This is a genomic window from Chitinophaga sp. RCC_12 (genome assembly GCF_041360695.1).
GTDB lineage: Bacteria > Bacteroidota > Bacteroidia > Chitinophagales > Chitinophagaceae > Chitinophaga.
Genome location: NZ_JBFUPS010000008.1, coordinates 123,986 through 149,454 on the forward strand (window position 1 = coordinate 123,986; position 25,469 = coordinate 149,454).

Annotated in this window: 16 protein-coding genes; 12 read left to right on the forward strand and 4 right to left on the reverse strand. The window is 49.1% G+C overall.

Annotated elements, in window-relative coordinates; translation table 11 throughout:
* The first annotated feature begins 134 nt into the window (after window positions 1-134).
* The 5 genes from AB6805_RS22305 (at window position 135) to AB6805_RS22325 (ending at window position 9,293) form a co-directional block, all read left to right on the forward strand.
* Window positions 135-2,123 carry an FAD-dependent oxidoreductase gene (locus tag AB6805_RS22305; RefSeq protein ID WP_370911660.1) on the forward strand — a complete coding sequence of 663 codons (1,989 nt, stop codon included), beginning with the start codon at window positions 135-137 and terminating at the stop codon, window positions 2,121-2,123.
* Window positions 2,124-2,234: 111 nt separating this feature from the next.
* On the forward strand, window positions 2,235-2,801 hold the full coding sequence (locus AB6805_RS22310; protein ID WP_370911661.1) for an RNA polymerase sigma factor: 567 nt from the start codon (window positions 2,235-2,237) through the stop codon (window positions 2,799-2,801).
* 136 nt (window positions 2,802-2,937) lie between these two features.
* A complete protein-coding gene (locus AB6805_RS22315) occupies window positions 2,938-4,203 on the forward strand; it encodes a FecR family protein (protein WP_370911662.1) in 1,266 nt (421 codons plus the stop codon).
* 51 nt (window positions 4,204-4,254) lie between these two features.
* Window positions 4,255-7,581 carry a TonB-dependent receptor gene (locus tag AB6805_RS22320; protein ID WP_370911663.1) on the forward strand — a complete coding sequence of 1,109 codons (3,327 nt, stop codon included), beginning with the start codon at window positions 4,255-4,257 and terminating at the stop codon, window positions 7,579-7,581.
* An 11-nt stretch (window positions 7,582-7,592) separates the two neighbouring features.
* A complete protein-coding gene (locus AB6805_RS22325) occupies window positions 7,593-9,293 on the forward strand; it encodes a RagB/SusD family nutrient uptake outer membrane protein (RefSeq protein WP_370911664.1) in 1,701 nt (566 codons plus the stop codon).
* 60 nt (window positions 9,294-9,353) lie between these two features.
* On the opposite strand, the gene AB6805_RS22330 is transcribed toward AB6805_RS22325, so the two are convergent.
* Complete coding sequence (locus AB6805_RS22330) at window positions 9,354-10,280, reverse strand: helix-turn-helix transcriptional regulator (protein WP_370911665.1); 927 nt, start codon at window positions 10,278-10,280, stop codon at window positions 9,354-9,356.
* Between the two features lie 93 nt (window positions 10,281-10,373).
* Between AB6805_RS22330 and AB6805_RS22335 the strand changes: the two genes are divergently transcribed.
* From AB6805_RS22335 to AB6805_RS22365, 7 genes are all read left to right on the forward strand, one after another.
* The gene (locus tag AB6805_RS22335) at window positions 10,374-11,258 is read left to right on the forward strand and encodes an NAD(P)H-binding protein (RefSeq protein WP_370911666.1); all 885 of its coding nucleotides are present in this window, start codon (window positions 10,374-10,376) and stop codon (window positions 11,256-11,258) included.
* Between the two features lie 298 nt (window positions 11,259-11,556).
* Complete coding sequence (locus AB6805_RS22340) at window positions 11,557-12,111, forward strand: RNA polymerase sigma-70 factor (RefSeq protein WP_370911667.1); 555 nt, start codon at window positions 11,557-11,559, stop codon at window positions 12,109-12,111.
* Between the two features lie 95 nt (window positions 12,112-12,206).
* Entirely contained in the window at window positions 12,207-13,148 is a 942-nt protein-coding gene (locus AB6805_RS22345; RefSeq protein ID WP_370911668.1) for a FecR family protein, read from the forward strand.
* A 30-nt stretch (window positions 13,149-13,178) separates the two neighbouring features.
* Window positions 13,179-16,487 carry a TonB-dependent receptor gene (locus AB6805_RS22350; protein WP_370911669.1) on the forward strand — a complete coding sequence of 1,103 codons (3,309 nt, stop codon included), beginning with the start codon at window positions 13,179-13,181 and terminating at the stop codon, window positions 16,485-16,487.
* Between the two features lie 18 nt (window positions 16,488-16,505).
* On the forward strand, window positions 16,506-18,131 hold the full coding sequence (locus AB6805_RS22355) for a RagB/SusD family nutrient uptake outer membrane protein (RefSeq protein ID WP_370911670.1): 1,626 nt from the start codon (window positions 16,506-16,508) through the stop codon (window positions 18,129-18,131).
* Between the two features lie 287 nt (window positions 18,132-18,418).
* Entirely contained in the window at window positions 18,419-20,989 is a 2,571-nt protein-coding gene (locus AB6805_RS22360) for a GH116 family glycosyl hydrolase (protein WP_370911671.1), read from the forward strand.
* Between the two features lie 10 nt (window positions 20,990-20,999).
* Window positions 21,000-22,082 carry a hypothetical protein gene (locus AB6805_RS22365; protein ID WP_370911672.1) on the forward strand — a complete coding sequence of 361 codons (1,083 nt, stop codon included), beginning with the start codon at window positions 21,000-21,002 and terminating at the stop codon, window positions 22,080-22,082.
* Here the strand turns inward: AB6805_RS22365 and fucP are convergent.
* From fucP to AB6805_RS22380, 3 genes are read right to left on the reverse strand one after another with little or no spacing between them, the layout of a single operon-like run.
* Entirely contained in the window at window positions 22,060-23,352 is a 1,293-nt protein-coding gene (gene fucP, locus AB6805_RS22370) for an L-fucose:H+ symporter permease (RefSeq protein WP_370911673.1), read from the reverse strand. The two genes, AB6805_RS22365 and fucP, sit on opposite strands and share 23 nt — an antisense overlap.
* A gap of 15 nt (window positions 23,353-23,367) precedes the next feature.
* Entirely contained in the window at window positions 23,368-24,228 is an 861-nt protein-coding gene (locus AB6805_RS22375) for a fumarylacetoacetate hydrolase family protein (RefSeq protein ID WP_370911674.1), read from the reverse strand.
* Between the two features lie 6 nt (window positions 24,229-24,234).
* Window positions 24,235-25,467 (reverse strand): DUF6786 family protein, encoded by a 1,233-nt coding sequence (locus AB6805_RS22380; protein WP_370911675.1) that lies wholly within the window; start codon window positions 25,465-25,467, stop codon window positions 24,235-24,237.
* Window positions 25,468-25,469 lie beyond the last annotated feature (2 nt).

Here is a 25,469-nt window from a genome sequence, read left to right on the forward strand (position 1 = left end):
CAGATGTGTGTAGAAGACAGCAAAGATACTAACCACCTGCGACATAATTTTTTTTCGTAAGACACATTCCTGTTACCTTTTTTCCCGTCTTTATAAACATAACGGTCTTTTAAAGGGCCGTTATTGATTCACGTATGAAAATAAAACTCTTTTCTATCCTCGTTGTATGTACAGGGTATCTCCTTCCGCTTAACAGTTCCGGGCTTACAGCGCCTCCCAGGGAGGTGGACATTTGCGTATACGGCGGCACCTCTGCGGGTGTAATAGCTGCTTATACAGCAAAGCAGTTGCATAAAACAGTACTGCTCGTATCACCGGACAAACACCTGGGCGGCCTTACCTCCGGCGGTTTGGGATATACCGACATCGGTAATAAGTATGCTATCACCGGGTTATCGCGCGACTTCTACCGCCGGATCGGCAACCACTACGGAAAACTGGAACAGTGGATCTTTGAACCTCATGTGGCGGAAGCTACTTTCCAGCAGTATATCGATGCCGCCAAAGTGGAAGTGCTGTACGGATACACCATCAGCAACGCGGTAAAGAAAAACGGGTATGTGACGGAAATAACTGTGAACGGACCCGCGGAACAGGTGGTAAAAGCCAAAATGTTCATCGATTGCTCCTATGAAGGCGATCTGATGGCGAAAGCAGGCATCTCCTACACCGTTGGCCGGGAATCCAATGCACAATACCACGAAACCTACAACGGCGTTCAGCTCCTCGATAAACACCAGTTTCCCGACGGCATTGATCCGTACAAGATCCCCGGCAAACCCGAAAGTGGCCTGCTGTGGGGCATTAGTCCCGATTCGCTTGCTGCCCATGGCGAGGGCGACAAAAAGGTACAGGCCTATAATTTCAGGATCTGCCTGAGCAACCGCCCGGAAAACAGTATTCCGGTCACCAAACCGGAAGATTATGATCCGTCGCGCTACGAACTGCTGGTACGCCTCCTGAATGCTACCAAACCTGACGCCCTGAAACCCAACCTCAAGATTGATCTCATGCCCAACGGGAAAACCGATATTAATAATTACGGCGCTTTTTCCACGGATATGATCGGGATGAACTATAACTACCCCGAGGCCGATCCGGCTACCCGGAAAAAGATCATCCACGATCATGAGCTTTATACCAAAGGCCTGTTATATTTTATAGGACACGATGAACGGATTGCTTCCCATCTCCGGGAACAAATGTTACAATGGGGGTACCCGAAAGATGAGTACACGGATAACGGCCATTGGTCGCCCCAGCTGTATATACGCGAGGCCAGGCGCATGATTGGCGGATATGTGATGACACAGGCCAATTGTGAAGGCCGCGAAAAAGTGACGGATGCCGTTGGTATGGCGGCCTACAATATGGATTCCCATAATTGTCAGCGTATCGTAGTAAATGGTATGGTAAAAAATGAGGGAGATGTACAGATTGGCGGTCTTGGCCCTTACCCGGTCTCTTACAGGTCTATTACACCTAAACCGGAGGACGCGAAAAATGTACTGGTGCCGGTTTGTTTATCAGCGTCGCACATTGCCTATGGCTCCATCCGCATGGAACCGGTATTTATGGTGCTGGGGCAATCTGCTGCCACCGCAGCGGCGGTAGCCATCGATCAGCGCAGCTCCATACAGGACGCGGACGTAAAAAAGATCCAAACCATGCTGCGTACCAACCCGTTGGTGGATAACAGTCCCGCTGAAATACTGGTGGACGACAATGACGAGCAACACGTAACCATTACCGGCGAATGGAAAAAGGTGATCCATGGCTGCTATGGCCCTTCCATGCTCACAGACGACAGCAAGGGAGCCGTGCGCAAATCGGTACGTTTTTCACCGGCTATCGGGAAAACGGGTAAATATGAGGTATTTACCTATGTGCCACGCCTCCCCGGATTAGATGGAAATGCACGGGTAAAGGTATATGATGGCCGCACGGTAAAGGAAGTGGAAATTGCAGCGGCAAGTATAAAAGTTGAAGGGCAAACCAGCGGCGAATGGGTGAGCCTGGGTAGTTACCAGCTGAAAGCCGGAACCGGCGCCTATGTGGAAATAGACAACCACAAAACGGACGGGATAATAGCTGCGGATGCAGTATTATTTATCCCGAGATAATTATTTTGGAAAAAATAGAACAGGAAGGATTCGGTTTACATTTTTTATCGTCTTTATAATTACAGGTAGTTCCGCGAAATGATTATTTTGTAATAAATTCCATGACCTTCCTTGCCGAAAGATAGTCCACATAATGAAAAAGAGCTGTTGCTGCGTGTGGCAGCGGGGGATCAGCCCGCCTTCCAGCGGTTGTTTGACCGGTACTGGGGGAAGATGTATGCCAACACCCTGCAATTTGTTAAGTCGCCTGCCGTGGCAGAAGACCTGACACAGGAAATTTTTATAAAAATATGGATGAACCGGGAACGCCTGCTGGCAGTACACCGTTTCGATGCCTTCCTGTATACGATGGCAAAAAACCTGATCCTGGATGAGTTCCGGAAAAGGGTATTGCCTACAGTGCAGGAAGAAGGACACCATGTGTACATGGCATCGGACCAACCGTCTGCCCAGGATAAACTGGAACTGAAGGATTTTGAAGGCCAGTTGCATGCCGCTATCAACCAGCTGCCGGCGCAAATGCAACTGGCCTTCCGGCTGAGCCGCTTCCAGGGATTGTCGCACGATGAAATAGCCCGGCAGATGAATATTTCCAGGGTCACTTCCAAAAATTATATTGCACGGTCCATTGCCGCTATCCGGAAGTATATGGGTGGGAGAGCGGAGCATGTTACATGAGCATGGAAACAGGGGGATAACGTTGCCGGTTAAACGAAGCTGAAATATTTTCCGGTAGCTGAAGGATTCCCGTTCGTTCTTTTTTCGTCTTTATTATACAACCCTTCATGAGAGTGTTGTGCTTGCATCCGGTTTTATGTTACACGATGAGTTAAAAGATTTATTGGAGAAATACCTGGACAACCGGATCACCCCGGAAGAAACCAGGCGCCTGCAGGTATTAATGCAGGCAGCACGTAACGGGCCGGCAATGGAAGAAATGATTGAAGCCATACTGGCGGAAGACAGGTATGCGGCTAACGCTCATCCTGATTTACAACAGGCTTTTAACAAGGTAATGGAAACTGCTGCCTTGCGGCAGGCGCTGACGCGGAGAGATGATGACACGGAAACAGGCAATGATGCGCAACCACCAATAAAGGAAGAAGATAACCGCTACCACATCTCCCGGAAAAATATCCGCACTTTTTATAAAACAGTGGCCGCGGCAGCAGCAGTAGCCTTTATACTGGCAGCAGGCTACACCTGGCGTTATTATTACGCAGGCCAGGCACCGTTAGTATCAAACAAAACAACTGCGCCAATACCGGCAGGTAACAACAAAGCAGAACTGATCCTGGCTGATGGCAGCACCATTGTGCTGGACGATGCAGGAACCGGAACAGTAGGCAAACAGGGAAACACCCGTATCATTAAACTGGACAGCGGCCGGCTCGCCTATCGTGGCATGAGCAGTAGCAGTGGCGCCGCCCCGGAATATAATACCATCCGCACGCCTAAAGGAGGACAGTACCAGGTGGTATTGCCCGATGGCAGCCAGGTATGGCTGAATGCCGCCTCCTCGCTGAAATTTCCTGTAGTGTTTACAGGCAGCAACAGAACAGTACTCCTCACCGGGGAAGCGTATTTTGAAATCGCGCAAAATGCGGCGAAGCCTTTTGTGGTGCAAACATCCGGTATACAGGTGAAAGTACTGGGTACTCATTTTAACGTAATGGCTTACACCGACGAAGCCCGCGTAAAAACAACCCTGCTGGAAGGCGCTGTCAGCGTAACACAAGGCGCCGCCACCGCAATGATGAAACCTGGTCAGCAGGCAAGCATCGCTGAAAAAGAAAACCAGTTTTTAATTACCCGCCCGGAAATAGAAGAGGTAATGGCCTGGAAAGAAGGACAGTTCAAATTCCGCAAAACAGATATCACCGTTATCATGCGACAGATAGCCCGGTGGTATGATGTGGACATCGAATACAAGGGCGATCTTTCCGGTATTCAGCTGTATGGCAGCATGACCCGCAAGGAAAGTGTAACACAGCTCCTGGAGCTGCTGGAACAAACCGGAAGGGTGCATTTCACCATCAACGGAAGCCGTATCACCGTAATGCCCGCCACTATGAAGTAAATCAGGAGAGTACTCCACGTATGAATTATTTAAACTCAACCAGAAGATAGTATGGAACTGTTTACCATTGTCCACTCCCACGGGAGCAGGAGCCGTATGCCGGCTAAACAACGAACATGGCGGGTATTTAAATTTACCACCTGGCTGCTGCTGGCAGCCTCACTTACCGCCAGCGCTCAAACCGTAAAGCTCTCCGTGAGTAAAATGCCGCTGGATAAAGTATTTGATCTTATCAGCAAGCAAACCGGCTACCAGTTTATCTGCGATGAAAAACTGCTGGAAGATGCGCCGCCGCTCAGCGTGAATATCGCCAACAAATCGCTGGAGGAAGCCCTGAAGATCTGCCTGAAAGATCTTCCGCTTACCTACACGATTAAATACGGCACCGTCGTTATCAAAAAAAACACACCGCCCGGCGGAACGCTTTCCCCACAGGACGGCAGCTCGCCGGCAAAAACCATTACCGGCATCGTTACGGATAGCGCCGGTGTAGGCTTACCTGGCGTAACAGTAGGCATCAAAGGCACTACAAAAGGTGTGCTCACAGATGAAAACGGAAAGTTTTCACTGCCCAATGTAACAGACCAGGACGTACTGAGTATTTCCAGCATCGGGTATCTCACAAAACAACAACCTGTTAAAGGGGAGAAGTTTTTTCGTATACCGCTGTCCGTTACCCCCGCAGCATTAACGGAAGTGGTGGTAGTAGGATATAGTACCCAGAAAAAAGTAAATCTCACGGGAGCCGTAGCCACCGTATCCGGCGAAGTGCTGGCCGCGCGGCCGGTAGGACAAACCGCTGCGGGGTTGCAAGGTACCATGCCCGGCGTTACTATCACGCAAGGCAACGGTAAGCCCGGTGGCGATGGCGGTACGGTGCGCGTGCGCGGCTGGGGCACCCTGAAAAACCCCGATCCGCTGGTGCTCATCGATGGCGTGGAAGGCTCTATCAACAACATCGATCCTAATGTGATCGCCTCCGTCAGCGTACTGAAAGACGCGGCATCGGCAGCTATCTATGGTTCGCGTGCGGCCAACGGTGTAATACTCGTAACCACCAAGAGAGGCAAAAGCAATAAGCTGTCCATTAACTACAACAACTACGTTGGTTGGCAGAAACCTACCAATCTGCCTGCACTCACCAACGCGCTGGATTATATGTTGCTGGCGAATGAAGCGTATAAAAATTCCGGCCGCTCTCCGTTGTACTCCGATGCACTGCTGGAAAAATACCGGCAGCAGGGAAACGGCAGCTCGGATTCACTGCCCAATACCGACTGGCAGAAGGCGGTGTTAACCGGTTCCGGTTTTCAGCAAAGCCATTTCCTGACAGTGAACGGCGGTACCGATAAAGTAAAGATGCTGGTGTCCTTGGGGTATTTTGATCAGAAGGGATTGATGGATAACAACGAATTTAAACGCCTTACCATCCGCAGTAATACCGATATCATTTTTTCGAAGAAATTAAACATGCAGTTTGACCTGCAATATATCAGCCCGGTAACCACCGAGCCGGCAACAGGCGCCGATGTGATCTTTGCCTATATGAATAATATTTCCCCCAATCAGCTGGCGGTAAATGCCAACGGTACCCGCGGGGAAGGATGGGTAGGCATCAACCCGGCGGCAGCAGCCAGTGAAGGTGGTCTGAACCGCGTAAGCGCGCCCTGGGGCAGTCTTAACACGTCCATCAACTACCAGCCGGTAGAATGGCTTACTGCTTCCTTTAATATCGCCCCCAAATACGTGCAAACCTATACGAACAAGTTTAATAAAGTAGTGCAAACGTATCATCCTGATGGCACCCCCAGCTATAAGTTTCCACCGGTAAGCACCCTGGACGTTTCCAGTCAGCGGCAGTTTTATAACAACATGCGCGGTACGCTCACGTTCCAGAAAAAATACGGCGTACACGACCTGAAAGTATTGGGCGGCGTGGAACAGAATAGCTATCGCCAGGACAGATTCACCGCGTACCGCGACAACTACGTTTTACCAGACTATCCCATCCTGAATGCCGGAGCGGCTACCAATATGAATAACGGCGGCGCCGGCGAAGAGTGGGCGCTGCGTTCCTTTTTTGGCAGGATCAACTATAACTACAAAGAAAAGTACCTGCTTGAAGTTAATACCCGCTATGATGGATCTTCCCGTTTTGCAGAAGGCCGCAAATGGGGGGTATTCCCTTCTGCATCAGCCGGATGGCGCATTTCAGAAGAAGCATTTATGGCATCGCTGAAACCGGTGGTGAATGAATTAAAGCTCCGCGCATCGTGGGGCCGGCTGGGTAACCAGAATATAGGTACTTACCCGTCTGCCACCGTAGTGAACCTCAGCTCTTATACTATGGGCGGACAAATCATAGGCGCCGCCGCCCTGGATTCTCTGGCGAACAAGAATATCACCTGGGAAAGTACCGAGATGAGCGATATAGGATTTGATGTGACCCTGTTTTCCCATCTCTCCATAACAGGAGATTATTATGTCAGTAAAACAAAAGATATCCTGCTGCTGCTCAATATACCACTGATCACCGGTCTGACAGCACCTTACCAGAATGCAGGAAAAGTAAGTAACAAAGGCTGGGAGCTTGGCATCAACTACGATGGCAGGATCCGCGATTTTAAATACAACATCGGTGTGAATGTATCCGACGTAAAAAATAAAGTAGTGGATATGCACGGCATAAACCAATCGGCTGTAACCGTGAGCAGGGAAGGATACCCGGTGAATTCAATTTTCGGGTTAGAGGCAGAGGGATTTTTCCAGAATGCCGATGATGTAGCCAAACATGCCACACAATTCGGTACCGTTGCGCCAGGCGATATCAAATATAAAGATCAGAACGGCGATGGCATCATCAATGAAAGTGATAAGGTAATTATTGGCAACACCATTCCCCGCTATACTTATGGCGTTAGTTTAAACGCATCGTGGAAAGGCTTCGACCTCAGCGCATTTCTGCAGGGCGTAGGTAAAGTAGACGGCCTGATTTACGGCGCCGGTATCATGCCTTTTTATGTAAGCTCTGTAGGCGGTACCGCACAGGAGCGCTTCAAAGATTACTGGACGCCGGAGCATAAAGATGCCGCCTTTCCGCGGCTGGTATTTGGCGGCACCAACAACCAGCAGATCTCCAGTTTCTGGATGAAGAGCGCCGCTTATCTGCGCCTGAAAAACTTACAGCTGGGATATACGCTGCCGGCCAACCTGGTGAAAGCCATGCGGATCAACAGCCTGCGGGTATTTGTAAATGGTTCCAACCTGTTTACGTCCAGTAAGTTCTGGCCGGGCTATGATGTGGAAACAGCTGTGGGCGTGGCCGACAACTATGCCATTGTAAAGGTTTACAGTTTTGGGGTTAATGTAAATTTCTAAAAACCGAAATCATGAGGAAGCGTTTTACCTGTTGGATGATGATGGCTGTTACCCTGCTGGGGATACAGGCCTGTAATAAAGATTACCTGGATAAAGATCCTTTAACCGGCCCTTCCGACGCCGATTATTTCAATAACCAGGACGAACTGCTGCTGGCAGTGAACGGACTGTATAAAGGGCTGAATAAGCCTATGGACAAAGCCTCCGACCCGGCCCAGCTGGACGGGTTCCCGTCAGTGCTCCTGTTTGATGCCATCAGTGATATTGGCTACGAACGCAATAACAGTGATCTGCAAAAAATAGGACTGGGCAACCACGATGCCAACAATACCTTCACACAAGGCATCTGGACGGGTTACTACAAGGTGATAGGACGGTGTAATTATATTCTGGACAATGCGGAGAGAGTACGGGCCGTGACTGATCCCTTGCTGTACCAGCGCAGTATGGGCGAAACCCGTTTTGTAAGGGCATTTATGTATCAACAGCTGCTGTCGATGTTTGGCGGGGTGCCGTTGGTAACACATACCCTTTCACTGGAAAACTCGCAGGTGCCGCGCAGCGAGAAAGCAGCCGTACTTAAATTTGTTTTCGATGAGCTGGACAGTGCAGCAGCATTACTGCCGGTTACCTATCCGGCTACTGATAATGGCCGCGCTACCAAAGGCGCTGCGCTCACTGTAAAAGCAAGGGCTGCGCTGTATAACGAACAATGGAAAATTGCTGCCAATGCCGCCAAGGCAGTAATGGATCTTAACGTGTACAAGCTGGATGACAGTTACCCACGGTTATTTAGCTATGATGGAAAAAATTCACCGGAAGTGATCCTGTCCCTGCAATATCAGCTGCCGGTTATCAACTGGGTAGGGCCGTACCCGCTCCTGTGCAGGAATGCCGGTGGTGCCTCCAATAAAATTCCTTCACAGTCGCTGGTCGACAGCTATGAGTGTACCGACGGACTTACCATTGATCAATCACCGTTGTTCAACCCGCAGAAGCCTTTTGAACACCGCGATCCGCGGCTTGGCTACACGATTGCACTCCCAGGATCCATATTTTTTAATTACCAGTTTGAAACGCATAAGGACAGTCTCACGTGCTGGAACTATAATACCAACCCGGCTACCCGGATCGTAAACCAGGATGCCGTTAACGCTTATGCCTCTTTCAGTGGTTATTGCTGGCGTAAGTATGTGGATCTGAAAGATAAAGACAATACGCGCCAGTCGACCATGAGCGTGATCCTTGCACGGTATGCGGAAATACTGCTCATGTATGCGGAGGCAAAAATAGAAGCCAATGAGCTGGATGCCACCGTATACCAGGCGATTAACGCGGTAAGGAAACGGCCGGGTGTAAACATGCCGGACATTCCCGCCGGCAGCACACAGGAAGCCCTTCGTTCTGCGGTAAGGAAAGAACGGATGCATGAATTGTCGATGGAAGGATTCCGTTTGTTTGACATCCGCCGCTGGAAGATTGCCGATAAAGTGATGAAAGGACCATTTTATGGCCGTGTGCCAAGAGGCTGGCTCGCCGCCGCCCCGAAGATAGATGCCAATGGGATCGCCGATTACAGTGCAGTGCCCAATAAAAGCGAAATGAGGGTGATAGAAGTGCGCACCTTTAACGCTGCACGGGATTACCTGTGGCCAATCCCTTATATAGAAACACAAACAGATCCGCTGATCGTACAAAATCCCGGTTATTAATTCCGGGAGATAAATATCTGGTCACCCATGCTGCTGCCCGTTGTGTTTACAGCGGGCAGCTTAGTTTTTAAGATCTTTCGGAAGCAGGCCGAATTTCTTCCGGAAGGCAGCCGTGAAGTGCTGGGGATATTTATAACCCATCCTGTCGGCCACCTCGTTTACATACATTTTTTCCTCCAGCAGCAATCGCCTGGCTTCCTGCATTCTCAATCCTGAGATGTAGCCAAATACCGTGGTGTTAAACAGGGCTTTAAAGCCGTTTTTCAGCTTCATCTGGTTAATGCCGGCAGTGCGGGCCAGTTCCAATATGGAAAGCGGTTTTTCGTAGTGCTGATCGATGTAGTATTTAATGCTGTGAAGCCGCTCCGTATCGCCGGGTGTTAATCCTGCGGGAGCGGGCGATGGCTGGTCCAGTTGCAGTATCTGCATCAGGAATAATTCCGTGGCTTTGGTTTCCAGGTAGGTCGCTTTTAATGCGCCGCTGTACGGACTATGCTGCATATCGTTGATGACGCTGTACATAGCCGGCAGCATTTGTGCGGTAAATTCCGGCGCGGGTATATTAAAAGTGTTGTACCGGCGGAAACGCTCCATAAAACGGCTTTCTTCCGTGAAAATATGATCAAAGAAATCATCGGTAACGATCAGTTCAAAGAAGGAGCGTATTTTATTATTGGTGGGAGGAATGAAAAGATCGTGCGACTCCGGTGATTCGCGGTATACCACGAACTGTTTTTCGCGGATGGCGTGTGTGCTGGCGGCGCCGGCATCCTGTATTCTGAAGTGTGATACAATGGCCTTTTTTTCCGGATGAAAGGACATCACTTTGGCGTCGTGGTTGATGTAGCTTCCCCAGCGTAGATCTACGCCGTTAAAAGTGATCTCTTCCAGTTGAATGCGAAACCCGGAGGCGTCTCCGATACTCAGCTGTTTTTCCTGCACGGGAGGTTTATCTGCGCTATGGGTTACCTGGCATCTGCGGGTCATAATACTTCTTTTTGCGTTGATGAGAGTTCCTTCTGCGTTATCAGCCGGAATTTACGGGCGGTAACTTTGGGTCTGCTAAATTAAATCATTAAAATGGAAAACACACCGTACCGCACCGTGTTTGGTGCAACAGGAAAAATAGGCAGGGCATTGCTCGGTTTCTTATCAGAGGCGCAGCTGCCCACTATTGCAGTAACCCGCGACCTGGGCAGGGCTGAAAGCCTGCCTTTTGTAAAATGGGTGGCCGCGGATATGAGCCGGCCGGAAACGCTTCCTGCCACGATGGAAAACAGTGTGGCGGCTTTCCTGGTATCCGGCATGGGGGCCAGCTTCATAGCGGAACAACACCATGTGATCACCGCCGCCAAAGCTGCCGGGGTGAAAAGCTTTGTAAAACTATCCTCTGCGGCGGCCGGTAAAAGCTGGCCCGCACACATCGCACCGTCGGCCATCGGGCAGTCGCACAGGAAAGTGGAAGACTTGCTGAAAGCCTCCGGCCTGGACTGGACCATCCTGCAGCCGACTGGTTTTATGCAGAACTGGCTGGGCGAGTTTTCAAAACGGGTAAAAGAAGAGCGCCGTATTTATGAAGCTACCGGCGATGGGGGGCGGGCGTATATCGACCTCCGGGATATTGCGGAAGTGGCATTCACTGTGCTCAAAGACCCGGCAAGGCATGCCGGGCAAACGTATATCCTCACCGGCGATGAAGTCCTTAATTACTGGCAGCTGGCCGATATCATAGGAACGGTGATCCATCACAAAGTGACCTATGTGCCGCTCACCCTGGAGGAAGCCCGGGAACGGATGGAAAAGACGGGTATGCCGCAGTGGACCATTCAAACCCTGATAACGTATGCTGAAGTACAGCGGAATGGCGACGCCACTTATGTGAGCAATGATGTGCAGCAGGTATTGGGCAAGCCGGCGCGTACCGCCGCCGCTTTTATAGCAGACTATATAGAATGGTTCAAATAAATGCCCGTTAAAGAACATCGGTTACATTATTTATCCCTATTCCCCGGAAGGCATTCCTTCCGGGGAATGTATTTCGTGTAAAAATGACAATTAATATAAAATAACAATTGAACAGGGGTTTGTTTCCCGTAAACCCTTATCCATCATATCTCCCGTAATAATTAAAAAAAAATCCGGAAAAAAAATAACGGGTCAATAGTTATTAATTGTATATTAGACAATTAATAATTCTCACGTTCCGTAGGAACAGAAGACCGTAGATAAAGAGAGGTTTCACGTTTATGTTAATTTTCCACTTATGAATAGTGTGCATCTTCAACAATATGCAGACGATATTCTTTTAAATTTGCTGAAAGAGGATAGCAAGGAAGCCTTTGATGTAATCTATATGCGTTATTGGGAGCGGCTGTACTTTTATCTGGTAAAGGCAATCAAGGATACCGCGGAAGCGGAAGATATCCTGCAGGAAGTATTTGTGTCCCTGTGGAAACGTCGCAGCAACCTGCACAATGTGGAATCACTGTATACCTATCTTCACTCCTGCGTACGATACGGCGGTTTCCGGTATATCCGCCAGGAAATCAAACGAAACCATTTCCGCAAATCCTGGGGCATACTCTTCGCGGAGGCCGACGACCTTTTTGAACGGCAACTGGCCGCCAATGAGCTTTCCCTGCTGGTAAACCGTGAAATAGATAAGCTGCCCCTGAAAATGCGGGAAGTATTTCTCCTCAGCAGAACAGAAGATCTCTCTCATAAAGAAATTGCACATAAGCTGAATATCTCCGATAAAACAGTAAAGAAACAGATCAGCAACGCATTGAAATACCTGCACCTCAAACTGAATGTATAATTTTTTCAACTTTTTTTTAAGTCATCTACTACCATCCCTTCTTTTTATACACTTCTATATTAACCACGTGTTCCATACAAAGAAAAACAGCCGTTATGAATGAAACTGACTTTAACACGCTGCTGGAACTTTACCTGGAAGGGAAATGCACGCCGGAACAAAAAGAGTGGATGGAGCAGTGGTTCGACCGCCTTTCAGAAGAAGGAAGCGGGGAGGAGTTGCCTGCAGATAAAGAATTGGTAATGCAGCGGCTGAAAGAACGCATCGACGGACAAATCAAAAGACAAAATTTTTTTAATCTTCCGGTATTGCTGCGTGTAGCCGCTTCTGTTATTGTTATTTTATCATTGGGCACATGGGCATACCTGCATTATCAAAACACAGGCACCGTTGCAGTACAGTATGTTACAAGATCCACCGCCAGGGGCCAACAGTTGAAAGTACCGCTTCCGGATGGATCAATAGTAACACTGAATGCAGGCTCCGGTATCCGTTACCCGGAAAACTTCCGGGAGAACAGAACGGTAACGCTGCTCGAAGGCGAAGCTTGTTTTGACGTAACAACTGATCCTATGCATCCCTTTACTGTTTCCAGTGCAGGCGTACAAACAGAAGTACTGGGCACCGCATTCAATGTACAGGCATACAAAGCACTGGGAGAGGTAACAGTTACGGTTATACGTGGTAAGGTAGCAGTGGAAACATCTTCGCAGGAAGCGCCTTTAATGGTGCTGCCGGATGAACAGGCTATCATCCATACTGCCAACGGGTCACCACACAAAAAAAAGGTGGACGCGGCCGCCACCACCGGGTGGCTCACAGGAAAATTAATCTTCCGTAATGAAACTTTGCAGCACGTGGCCATCCTGCTGGAGAATATTTATGATGTCAAAATAGTTTTTAAAGATGAAGCTACGAAGGGAATACGTTTTACAGCAAATTTCAGTTCCACCGATTCATTGGAAAAAATTCTTTTCGCTATTGCTAAAGCCAACAAACTTAACTGGTCAGCCCGGAATAAAGTAGTACAATTCTAAATCTTTTCTTAACCAAAATTCTCACTCGTTATGAAGCAATTCATTTGGTGTCATCTCTATGCCATCCGGAAAACGATGCGCACCGGCTGTAGCATATTCCTGCTCATTTCACTGGGCACACAACTTTTGTTTGCAGGCGCCTTAACCGGGCAAACAGCCAGGGAGATAAAAATAGATGTACAGCTGGAGAACCGCTCCCTGCATGATATCCTGACAGAGATAGAAAAGAAGAGCGGGCTTTCATTTGTATATAACGATAAACTGGTAGCGGAATACAGGCAGTTGTCCGTGTCTGCAAACAGGCAGCCGCTTTCTGTTATACTCGACAAAGTACTGAAGAATACGAAGCTCAGTTACCTGCAGAAAGATAACCTGATCATTATCGTGGAAAAAGAAATCCCGCACCAGGAAATCATCAATGATATACCCGTACAACAACAGATAACGATACAGGGAAAGGTAACCGATGATAAAAACGAAGCACTGCCCGGTGTAAGCGTGAAAGTGAAGAACGGGCAAACAGGCACTTCTACAGACGTGGACGGAAAATACCGCATCGCTGTAGACCCCGGCGCCGTACTAATATTTTCCTATGTGGGCTACCAGGATGAAGAAGCGCAGGTGGGCAACAGGACTTTGATAAATGTAGTCATGCAGGGATCGATAGCAAGCCTCCGAGAAGCGGTGGTGATTGGTTATGGCACACAGCGCAGGGGCGATGTAACCAGCGCCATCGCCACCGTGAAGGCGGCCAACTTTGTGAAAGGCCCGGTACTGGATGCGGGACAGCTGTTGCAGGGAAAAGTAGCAGGTTTAACCATCGCTACGCCAAGCGGTAACCCCACCGATGGATCACAGATATTACTGCGAGGTAACACCACCTTATTCGGCGCTAACGCCAATCCCCTCGTTATCGTTGATGGTATCCCCGGCGATCTTAAAACAGTAGCGCCCGAAGATATTGAATCGGTGGATGTGCTGAAAGATGGTTCTTCTGCAGCCATCTATGGCGTAAGAGGATCCAATGGCGTTATCATCATCACTACAAAAAGAGCCAAAGGCACCATCGCTAACGCCGTGGACTACAGCGGCTATGCTACCACGCAAATGATCTCCAAAAAACTGGACATGCTCACGGCACAGGACTACCGCGACCAGATAAAAGCCGGCACCAGGCTGGCTTCCTGGGATGCAGGCGGTTCCACCGACTGGCTGAAGGAAGCCACCCGCACGCCGCTTACACAGGTGCATAACCTCACCATCCGCGGAGGTAACGCTACCACTAACTACCTCGCCTCTGCCAACTACCGCGCGCTACAGGGTATCTTTAGAAAAAGTGATAACAATACTTTCTCGGGCAGGATCGATGTAAACCACAGCATGCTGGATGATAAACTGAAACTGAACATTGGTATCCTGAACCAAACCAATAACTACAGCCGTAATAATAATGGGGATAACAGCTTCAACGGATGGATTTACCGCCAAACAGTCATCAGGAATCCTACCGAACCGGTGCGTAAAGAAAACGGTGACTTCTATGAGCAAACCGGCAACTTTGATTATGAAAACCCAATGGCGTTATTATATGAAAGCGACGGAGAAGCCAAGAATGTAAATTCGCGCATGAACGCCACGCTTACCTACCGCCCCATTAATAATTTGAAGCTGTCGGCCTTATTCTCCTATGCGCGTTTTAATTCCAACAAAGGTTATGCAGAAACGAAGAAGCATATCTCCAATATCAAAAGCGGCGTGAATGGCTTTGCATCGGTGGCGTCGGATTTATCTATCGATCGCCTCACAGAATGGACGGCGGAGTATTCCCGGTCATTCAATGCGCATCACTTTACATTATTGGGTGGATATGGCTACCAGGAAAATGAATCTTCCGGTAACTATGCCGATAACCAGGATTTCCCGACTGATCTTTTTGGTTATAACAATATTGGTTTGGGAGAAGGCATCAAGAACCAGCTGGCGAATATCAGCAGTTATAAAAGAGAAACAAACCTGATCAGTTTTTTTGGACGACTGAACTATAGCTACGAAGACCGTTACCTGCTGATGGCCAGCCTGAGAAGGGAAGGAGCCAGCCAGTTGTTTGGCGCAAAGAACCCCTGGGGTAACTTCTGGGCAGCATCCGGTGGCTGGAGAATTTCAAATGAAAACTTTATGAAACAGCAACGGCTGTTTGATGACCTGAAGCTGCGTGTTGGATATGGTATCACCGGAAATCCGCCGAAAGATGGGTTTTTAAGTCAGCCATTGATCGGCTATGGCGACTATGTGTATACCAACGGTAAATGGTCCCGCATCTTAGTGCCTTCTACCAACGCCAATCCGTTTATCCGCTGGGAAGAGAAAGCAGAAGCTAATATAGGATTAGACTTTAGTATGCTGAAAGGCCGCATCAGTGGTAATGTGGATGTATACAACCGCCGGATCAAAGGCCTGTTATATAATTATGATGTGCCCAGTCCGCCAAACCTGTACCGCACCACTACCGCGAACGTAGGCAAAATGGAGAATAAAGGCATTGAGGTAATGCTGAACTTCATACCGGTGAAAGCAAAAGATTTCACCTGGAATACCAGCGTTAATTTTTCCACTAACAGCAATAAATTAATCAGCCTCTCCAACGAATTATACCAAACCACTACTCCTTACTTCACTGATGGTGCAGCGGGGATTCCCATTCAAACCTTTACCCACATCGTAAATATCGGGAAAGGCATCGGCGATTTTTACGGATATAAAGTGATTGATGTGGATGATAACGGGAAATGGATATACGAAGGGAGAGATGGGAAGCCGGTGACCTACGATAATTTTGCCCATGCTTTTGAAGATAAAAAAGTAATCGGTAATGGTTTACCGAAATACTATGCCGGCTGGAACAATAATTTCTCCTACAAACAATTTGATCTCAGTATCACCATGCGCGGCGCTTTCGGGTACCAGATCATTAATTCGCAGAGGATGTATATGGAGAACCCATCTATCCAGAATTACAATATCCTGAAATCGGCTTACGATCCTGTTTTTGGAAAGAAGGCGCTGAATGTAAATGCCCTCGAGTTCAATAGCTATTATGTGGAAAATGGCGACTTCTGGAAGATAGATAACATTACACTGGGTTACACTTTATCACAGGTTAAAACCAAGTATCTCAAAGGTGCGCGTTTCTATGTTTCCTCGCTGAATACTTTCGTGATCACTAAATATAAAGGCCTGGACCCCGAAGTAAACAGGATGGGGCTGAACCCTGGTGTGGACGACCGCGACAAGTACCCGTCTACCCGTTCCTTTACCGTTGGTGTGAACCTGAATTTCTAATCTTCCAAAAACACGCATATGAAAATGCTTCGTAAAATAAATCTGCTGATGGTTGTTGTTTTACTGTCGGCGTGTACCAAGTTAAAGGATAAGCCATATACCACCATCATCTCCACGGAGTTCAATCCTACTAAAGATGACATCGCCGCGCTGGTGGGCGCAGGATATTCGCAATGGCGGTTTATATTGCTGGACTGGAATGGCCTCTGGCGGGCACAGGAAGTAACAGGCGATCAGCTGGTGATTCCAAAGCGCCCATGGGGATGGTTTGATGACGGGGTATACCAGCGCCTGCACAAGCACACGTGGACTACCGACGATGATGTAGTAAATCAAACGTGGTCCCGGACCTACGCAGGTATCACCAACTGCAACAGGATCATCTACCAGATTGAATCCGGTCTGATACCCATCACAGATGAAAAAGAAGCCACTCTCGCGGAACTGAAAGTGCTCCGCGCGTCGTACTATGCCATTCTTTGCGACTTTTACGGGAATGTTCCCGTGGTAACACAGTTTGATCTGCCTGCAGGATTTCTGCCTGAACAAAGCACGCGTAAGGAAGTGTATGACTTCATTGTAAAAGACCTCACCGATAATATTCCCTTACTGAGCAGGGATAATACGGTGGCTACCTACGGCAAGTTCAACAAATGGGCGGCCTTTACGCTGCTGGCTAAAATGTACCTGAACGCAGGTGTGTATACCGGTACGCCGCAGTGGGAAAAATGTATCAGTGCCTGCGATAGCGTTATGAATTCAGGCGCCGGGTATATCCTGGAACCGGCACAGAAAAATGTGTTTGTAACAGAGAACCAGAGTTCAAAAGAAATCATACTGGCGATTCCGATGGATGAGGATTATACCAATAACTGGAATGCCTTTGACCTGCACATGCAAACATTGCAGCAGGAAAACCAGGCGACCTATAACCTGAAGAATACGCCCTGGGGTGGCATCTGCGCTATTCCGCAGTTCATCAGCACCTTTGATGCTGCGGATGCCCGCTATCAGAATAACTGGATCAAGGGTCAGCAGTATACCGCCGGCGGCCAGATGCTGTTTGTGGCGCAGGGCGATTTCGCCGGGAAGCCGCTGAGCTTCGTGAATGAATTACCTGGATTGGAAAAGGGAGAGTCGGTGCATGGTTTCCGTTTAGGAAAGTTTGAAATAAAGATGGGCGCCACCAACCGGTTGAGTAACGACTACCCGCTGTTCCGCTACGCAGAAGTATTGATGATGAAAGCGGAAAGCCTGCTCCGTACAGGTAAGGCCGATGAGGCAGCAGCCATTGTTACCCAGGTAAGGCAACGGGATTTCGTGGATAATCCCGCCAAAGCAGTGGTGACTGGTGCGCAGCTGAAAGCCGGCAGTTCCTACCAATATGGTATGAAAGACGCCGTGAATAATCAGTTCAGCAATGAAGGCGGTGCAGATCTTTCATTCGGCCGGTTTTTGGATGAGCTGGGATGGGAGTTTGACCAGGAAGGTCATCGCCGCACAGATATGATCCGGTTTGGCGCGTTTACGAAAAAGTCGTGGTTGTCGCATGCCGCCACCAATAACATTAACCGTACGCTATTCCCGATACCCAGAACGGAGATACAGAAGAATAATAATCTGAAACAGAATCCGGGGTATTGAGGTCTATTTTGGTTGTATAAAGATCGCGGGGATGATTAGTCATCCCCGTTTTTTTTTGATAACAACTAATACTCCCTCCTTTAAAATAAAATTTACTAAACACTAGGATCATCCAAATTATTATTTTAGTTTCAATCTTGTTATTTTGCTTAAACGTGTAAGCAAAATTTAATGGTCCACGGAGAAACGATGAAAAACGACACATTTAACCAGCAGAGCCATAGTTGATTTTATTGTAAAGTGCAGCAGCGGTACCGCTTACCGGCTGTTTAAAATTTTGAACCCACATGAAAAAAAGTAACAACCGGCGTTTCTTTCTGAAAAACATTGCTGTTGCCTACCTGGGCGCTACCACCATTCCTGCCATAGCGCTGGCGGCAAAGGAAGAAACGCCTCCGCCGGGAGAAAAAAAGGCACCCGGTGGCCGTCGTTTTAATGAAACGTACAGCGGAAAGTATAATAACCGTATAGCCTTTCCTGTTGGAGGAATAGGCGCCGGCATGTTTTGCCTGGAAGGTACCGGCGCTATTTCACATATGTCGGTACACCATAATCCCGAAATGTTTTATGAACCGGCCATGTTTGCCGCCATTAGCATAAAGGGCATTCCAGATGGAGCGAGGGTACTTGAAGGGAGTGTACCCGACTGGAAAAAATTCGGGCAGCGTGATGCCGGGTTGGGCGGTACCAGTGGCGCCACCTGGGGCCTGCCACGTTTCAACGAATCCACTTTTAACGCACGCTTCCCGTTTGCGGATATCCGTCTCCGTGATAACGCATTGCCCCTTCAGGTAGCCATAAAGGGCTGGAGCCCTTTTACGCCGGGCGATGAAGATCATGCCAGCATGCCTTTTGGCGCACTGGAATACCAGTTTACCAATACCGGCACAAAACCGGAAGAATATATCTTTTCCTATCATGCGCGCAACTTTATGCGGCAGGGAGATACAGGGAATAGTGTAAAGGCCATGCCGCAAGGGTTTGTTTTATCGCAGGAGGCAATTCCGGATGCACCGGAAAAGAAAGGCCAATTCGCCATCTTTACTACGGAGCCGGCTACTATTGTGGATCATTGCTGGTTCCGGGGTGGTTGGTTCGATCCCTTAACAATGTCGTGGAATACCGTAAAAGCAGGCGAAACACGCAACACAGCACCTGTAGAGAAAGACGCACCCGGAGGATCTTTGTATGTGCCTTTCCGTTTGCAGCCCGGTGAGAAAAAAGTGATCTGTTTGATGATGACCTGGTATGTGCCGGATTCAAAACTGCATATTGGTGATAGTCCGGGTGGCGGCACTCCCGCTACCGGCAAATATTACCGGCCCTGGTACAGCAGCAGGTTTAAAGATGTGGCAGAAGCAGCCGCTTACTGGTCCGCCCACTATGATGAACTGTACAGGCAAACATCTCTTTTTACAAATACCTTTTATAAAAGCACCTTACCGCCGGAAGTGCTGGAAGCAGTAGCCGCCAACCTCACCATCCTGAAATCCGCTACCGTGATGCGGCAGTACGATGGCCGCTTCTGGTGCTGGGAAGGCTCCGGCGACAACTGGGGAAGTTGCCACGGCACGTGCACGCATGTATGGAATTATGCACAGGCAGTACCACACCTCTTTCCAGCACTGGAAAGAAGTTTACGCCATACCGAGTTTCATGAAAATCAAAATACGGAAGGACACCAGGGCTTCCGCGCAAATATCCCCATTTCGCCACTGGTGCATAACTTCCATTCAGCGGCCGATGGGCAGCTGGGAGGGATCATGAAAATGTACCGCGACTGGCGTATCAGTGGGGATAACGACTGGCTGAAGAAAATGTTCCCACTGGTGAAAGTGAGCATGGATTATTGTATCCGCACCTGGGATCCGAAAAGAAAAGGTATCGTGGAAGAACCGCATCATAATACTTACGACATTGAATTCTGGGGGCCTACCGGTATGTGTACCAGCTTCTATCTGGGGGCACTCACGGCGTTCACTGCAATGGGCGCCTATCTTGGCGAAGATGTTAGCGCCTACAAAACGCTTTATGCAAAAGGAAAGCAATACCTGGAAACGGAGTTATACAACGGGGAGTATTTTATACAGCAAATAAAATGGACCGACCTGCAGGCGCCCGATCCAGTAAAAGCGCAGTCGTTCAGTACCCAGTACTCGCCGGAAGCATTGGCCCTGCTGAAAAAGGAAGGACCCAAATATCAATACGGTACAGGATGCCTCTCTGATGGCGTGCTGGGTTCCTGGATTGCACGCGTATGCGGTCTGCCGGAACCCGTTGATACTGCCAAAACAAAAAGCCACTTACTGGCCGTACATAAATACAATCTTAAAAAAGACCTGCAGCAACATGAAAACCCACAACGCTCTACCTATGCACTGGGGCATGAAGGCGGACTGCTGCTATGCTCCTGGCCAAAGGGTGGCATGCTGTCGCTGCCGTTTGTGTACAGCAATGAAGTATGGACCGGCATCGAATACCAGGTGGCTTCCCACCTGATGTTCCAGGGCGAAGTGGAAAAAGGACTTGATATTGTACGCACCTGCCGTCAACGGTATGATGGTACTGTAAGGAATCCTTTCAATGAATATGAATGCGGGCACTGGTACGCCCGGGCAATGTCGAGCTACGGCTTATTGCAGGGGCTCACCGGTGTACGGTACGACGCGGTGGATAAAGCCATCCACATCGATTCAAAGATCGGCGATTTCAGCAGCTTCCTGGCTACCGACAAAGGCTTTGGCACTGTGAGCTGGAAGAAAGGTGTGCCTTCCTTAACCGTGTCCTATGGTACTATTCCGGCCATACACGCCGTAGTGGGCGGAAAAACGATCCCGCTGCAACAATCCGCCGTTTAAATAATAACAGATGAACATTTACCGCTGCCTGGTTTTTAGTATAATCGTTGCCGTTAGCACTGCATCTGCGCAGCAACCAGTGTCGGAACCGCAATGGATCAGACCCGATAATGCCGCCAGTCCACCGGTGTGGGGGATACGCAATGGTATTGTAATCGGGCTGTGGCCCGCTGCGATAGAAGGGGCGCGGCCCGGCAATGATGGCGGCCCCCGGGGACTGCTACGCATCGGGTATGAATGGAAAGGCATCGTGTACCATCTTAACTACATCGCCATAGAGCCGGTAGTGAATGGCAAAATTGAGTTCAGTGAAATCTCCCCTTCACGGGTAGACGGGAAGTGGGGCAAGTTGATGTGGACCGGCGAAACCAGTGACCCAGGCCGGTTTACGGCTGCTGCCGGTACCCGCGGCGTGCTTTCACATCCTGATCCGCAGCATCCGGAATATACCACCCTCAGCTTATTTGTTTTCATGGAGGCATTTGAAAACGGCGCCCGGCCTTATCTCCGTTTGAGCATCAGCAGCAACCGGCCGGAAGAACTATGTATAGAAGTATTCCACCAGCCAGGCGGTACGCCCATGGAGCGATGCGGCATCACCGCTACCATGGGTAACTATGCGCGATTGAGGAAATTACACCTGAAGGATAAAGTCGTGTATGCTAAGACGTTATATGGCGGGTATGATGGCACCGGGTTCGTGGAAAAAGCACCGTACCCGGTACAGCAGCTGTTGCGTAACAAAAGCGGCGACTACCTGGTAATGGCACAACCCGACGAATCATTAAAAGAGCTGGCCGCCTGGCCGGAGGATGAACAACATGCCGCCCGCTGGGGCTGGCGGTATCGCCCTTTTTATACACTTACCCAATACTGGCGCAAAGAAGCCCACGAAGCCGATAGCTCACTGCAGGTAAGGGTAAACGGGCGGGCGAAATACTGGAGCGGTGGAAGCACCGATCCGAACGCATACATCAATATACCCGGTGGTCCATCTTTCGAAAACTTTGAATTACGGGAAAAATATAATGCGGGTGAGAAAGTATATTTTGGCCTGACCCGTAAACCCATTAGTGAATTGCTGGAACAGTAACCGGCGCCGCTCGTCTTAACGCATAATAACCTACTACCGCAAAACAAATCAATGGCACTATGTATGCCAGCTGCACATTGCTGTAAAAACTCACTGCACCCAGGGCCAGTGGTATCAATGCTCCGCCTACGATAGACATTACCAGGAAAGCAGATGCCGATTTCGTTTCGTTACCAAGATCTTTGATCGCCAATGAAAAAATAGTAGGAAACATAATAGACATAAAGAATTCTACTGCCAGCAAAAAGTAAACGCCCGTTCTACCGCCAACGGCTACACTATAACACAACAATAATACGCACGCAATACTGTATAGCAGCAATAATCGTTGCGGTGCTATTTTCCGCATGAATAATGTACCCGCATACCTGCCCGTCATAAAGCAAAGCAGCAATAATCCTAAATAGGTAGTTGCTTCTTTTTCCTGCATATGACCACTGTAGCCTGCATAACGGATAAAGAAACTGGAGATACAAACCTGCGCACCTACATATGCGAACTGTGCAATCACCCCCCACCGGAAATGAACATGCCTGAATACACGCAGGTTAACACTCAAGCCGCCACTATGCTCTTCATGTATTTTGGGGAAACGTACCAACCGGAATAGTAACGCTGTAAACAGCAACACGCCTGCAATTGCCAGGTACGGAACCTGAACGGAACGTGCTTCGGTAAGCAGGTATTGGTTCAATGCTTCGGGCGACATACTGCTGCTTTGCGCTGCGGTGAGTTCCTTCCCGGAAAGGATCACTTTACTCAGGAAAAAAGCCGCTACAAAAGCGCCCAGGCCATTAAAGGCCTGCGCAAAATTGAGTCGCTGCACCGCTGTTTCGGGCGTGCCCATAATGGTGATATACGGATTGGCAGCGGTTTCCAGGAAGGTCATGCCAGCAGCTACTAGGAACAGGGCAAAGAGGAATAAGCCAAATGAACGCAGTTCTGCGGCCGGGAAAAACAGCACAGCGCCCGCAGCGGCAATGAGCAAACCCGTGATGATACCGGTTTTGTAACTCCATTTGCGCATCACCCAGGCCGCCGGCAAAGCAAAAAAGAAATAGCTGATCCAATAGGCAGCGTCAATAAAAGCCGACTGGAAATCGTTCAGCTGGCAGGCTTTCCGGAGATGTGGTATTAGTACAGGAATGAGATTGCCCGTGAGCGCCCATAAAAAGAAAAGGCTGATAATAAGTACAGTAGCAAGTTTCAGCTGACGCGAAGCAGGAGAAGCGGTGGGCGCCTCTTGTTGGATGGCTGCAGTGGAATTCATAAAGATATTTTTTAATTATAAGCGGTAAGTCTGTACTTCGTTCACCAGCTGTCCTATATGATCGATGCTGATCTCCACCCGGTCGTTGTCCTGTAACGTGAAACTATTGTCCGGTACCAGGCAGGTGCCGGTCATCAGGAAACAGCCATCAGGGAAGGCGCAGCCGCGGTATAAGAAATCCACCAGCTCCTGGTGACTGCGTTTCATCTGGCTGATAGGCACGCTGTCGGAATATTGCACTTCGTTGTTCCGGTAAATAGCCATGCGGATGATAGTGTCCGGGGGAACCGGTTTATCAGGCACCATCAGGCAGGGGCCAAGCCCGGCGCATTTCTCGTATACTTTTGCCTGCGGCAGATACAAAGGATTTTCTCCTTCTATGCTGCGCGAACTCATGTCGTTGCCAATGGTATAGCCTTCAATAGTACCTTTGCTGCTGATAAACAAGGTCAGTTCCGGCTCCGGTACATCCCAGGAGGAGTCTTCACGGATATACACGGTTTGCCCATGACCGGCTACGCGGTGTGGCGTAGCCTTGAAAAATAATTCAGGACGTTCGGCTACATATACTTTATCATAGAAAGTGGCGCCGCCTGATATCTCTGATTCTTCCATGCGGGCGGTGCGGCTCCGGTAATAAGTAACGCCGGCAGCCCATACTTCCTGTGAGCCAATAGGTGGCTGCAGCGATGTTGCCAGTATTTTTTCGGCCACGGATTTTTCAACAGGCGACAATCCTTTCAGATCTTCTACCACACGCTGGTATAATGCTTCCCTGTTTACGAATTCATTCCAGCCGGCAATAACAGTATAGTACTGCTCCTGGTAAGCGATGAGTAAAGTAGTAGTGGTTTTATAAATGCGGATGCTATTCATTTGGAATTATTTGTTGGTAAGAAAATGTTGAACGTCTTCCAGTGGGAGTTGCCATAACTGCATAGCCAGCGCCTGCAATGCTTTACGGTCGCCTTCAAAGTGCAGGGTCGTTTGCCGGTAACGGAGCGATTCGCCTGCCTTCAGGGCCCGCGCATCGGAGGAGGACTCTACTTCATAGAAGGGACCCATTTGCGTGCCGTCGGCAAGGGGACCATCATTGTAACAATTCACTGCGTCGCCTTTGAATGGTTCTTTCTGCAATTCCCATTTTGAATTTACATAACGGCCCTGTGGTACTACATCATAAAGCAATACCGTGAGCGTGTTGTTTTCAAGGTCAATACTGCCTGCGCCTCTTTTGGCCACGAGAGGAGAGAGGCCCAGTTTGCCACGCGACTTTCCATCTGCGCGGAACAACAGCAGGCTGTCTTTTACCTGTAAATTCTGTGGTGGTATCTTACCGAAATAATCATCCGTAATATGTTGCCTGGCATCGCGCCCTGGTCTGAAAGGCGCTACAATGGCGGTTTGATCGGATGGTTTAAACATGCCCAGCAGCCAGATGCTCAGTAACCCGTTTTCTTCCTGCCAGCTGCTGTCGCCTTTATTGGTAATGGTATTGTCGGTTTCATAGGCTACGCTGCTAATGCCTGAAGGTAACGCAAATCCAATACTGGAAACGATATCGGCATTGTTCAGCAACCGGATGGTTCTGTTGATCTGCAATTGAAAGGTACTGCCTTTATAATTTTGAATCGTTCCTTCCTGTTGATAGGTAATACTGTTCTCTGTTTGCGCAGTTACCGTATAATGTGCCGTATCTATCAGGCCGGGCGTTTGCCAGTTGGCAAAGTCGAAAGGTTTTCCCGGTGGAAAGAAGAGCGCATATTGCCCGCCTTCAGGGCCCAGCCAGAAGCGTTCTTCGCCGCCAAAGGCATTGATATGCGGTGCGTATTGCTGTGATGACACCAGGTTGTAGTTGATCCAGCCAAAACTCTTTCCTTTGTCGCCGCCGGTGGTGCTGGTCATTACGCGTGCCTGGTAGTCGCCGGTAACCACCAGCCGGCCGCTGTCGCTGCCATTTTTTAATACCACAACGTTCTTCAGATGTTGTTGTAAAAAGGATACGTCTTCACCAAAATTTACGGGCTTCATATGATTGGGTGCTTTCGTTGGTCCGGCGCCGTTACAGCTAAAAAGCGCTGCAGCAATACAACCGGAGAGAAGGATAGATTTCATAA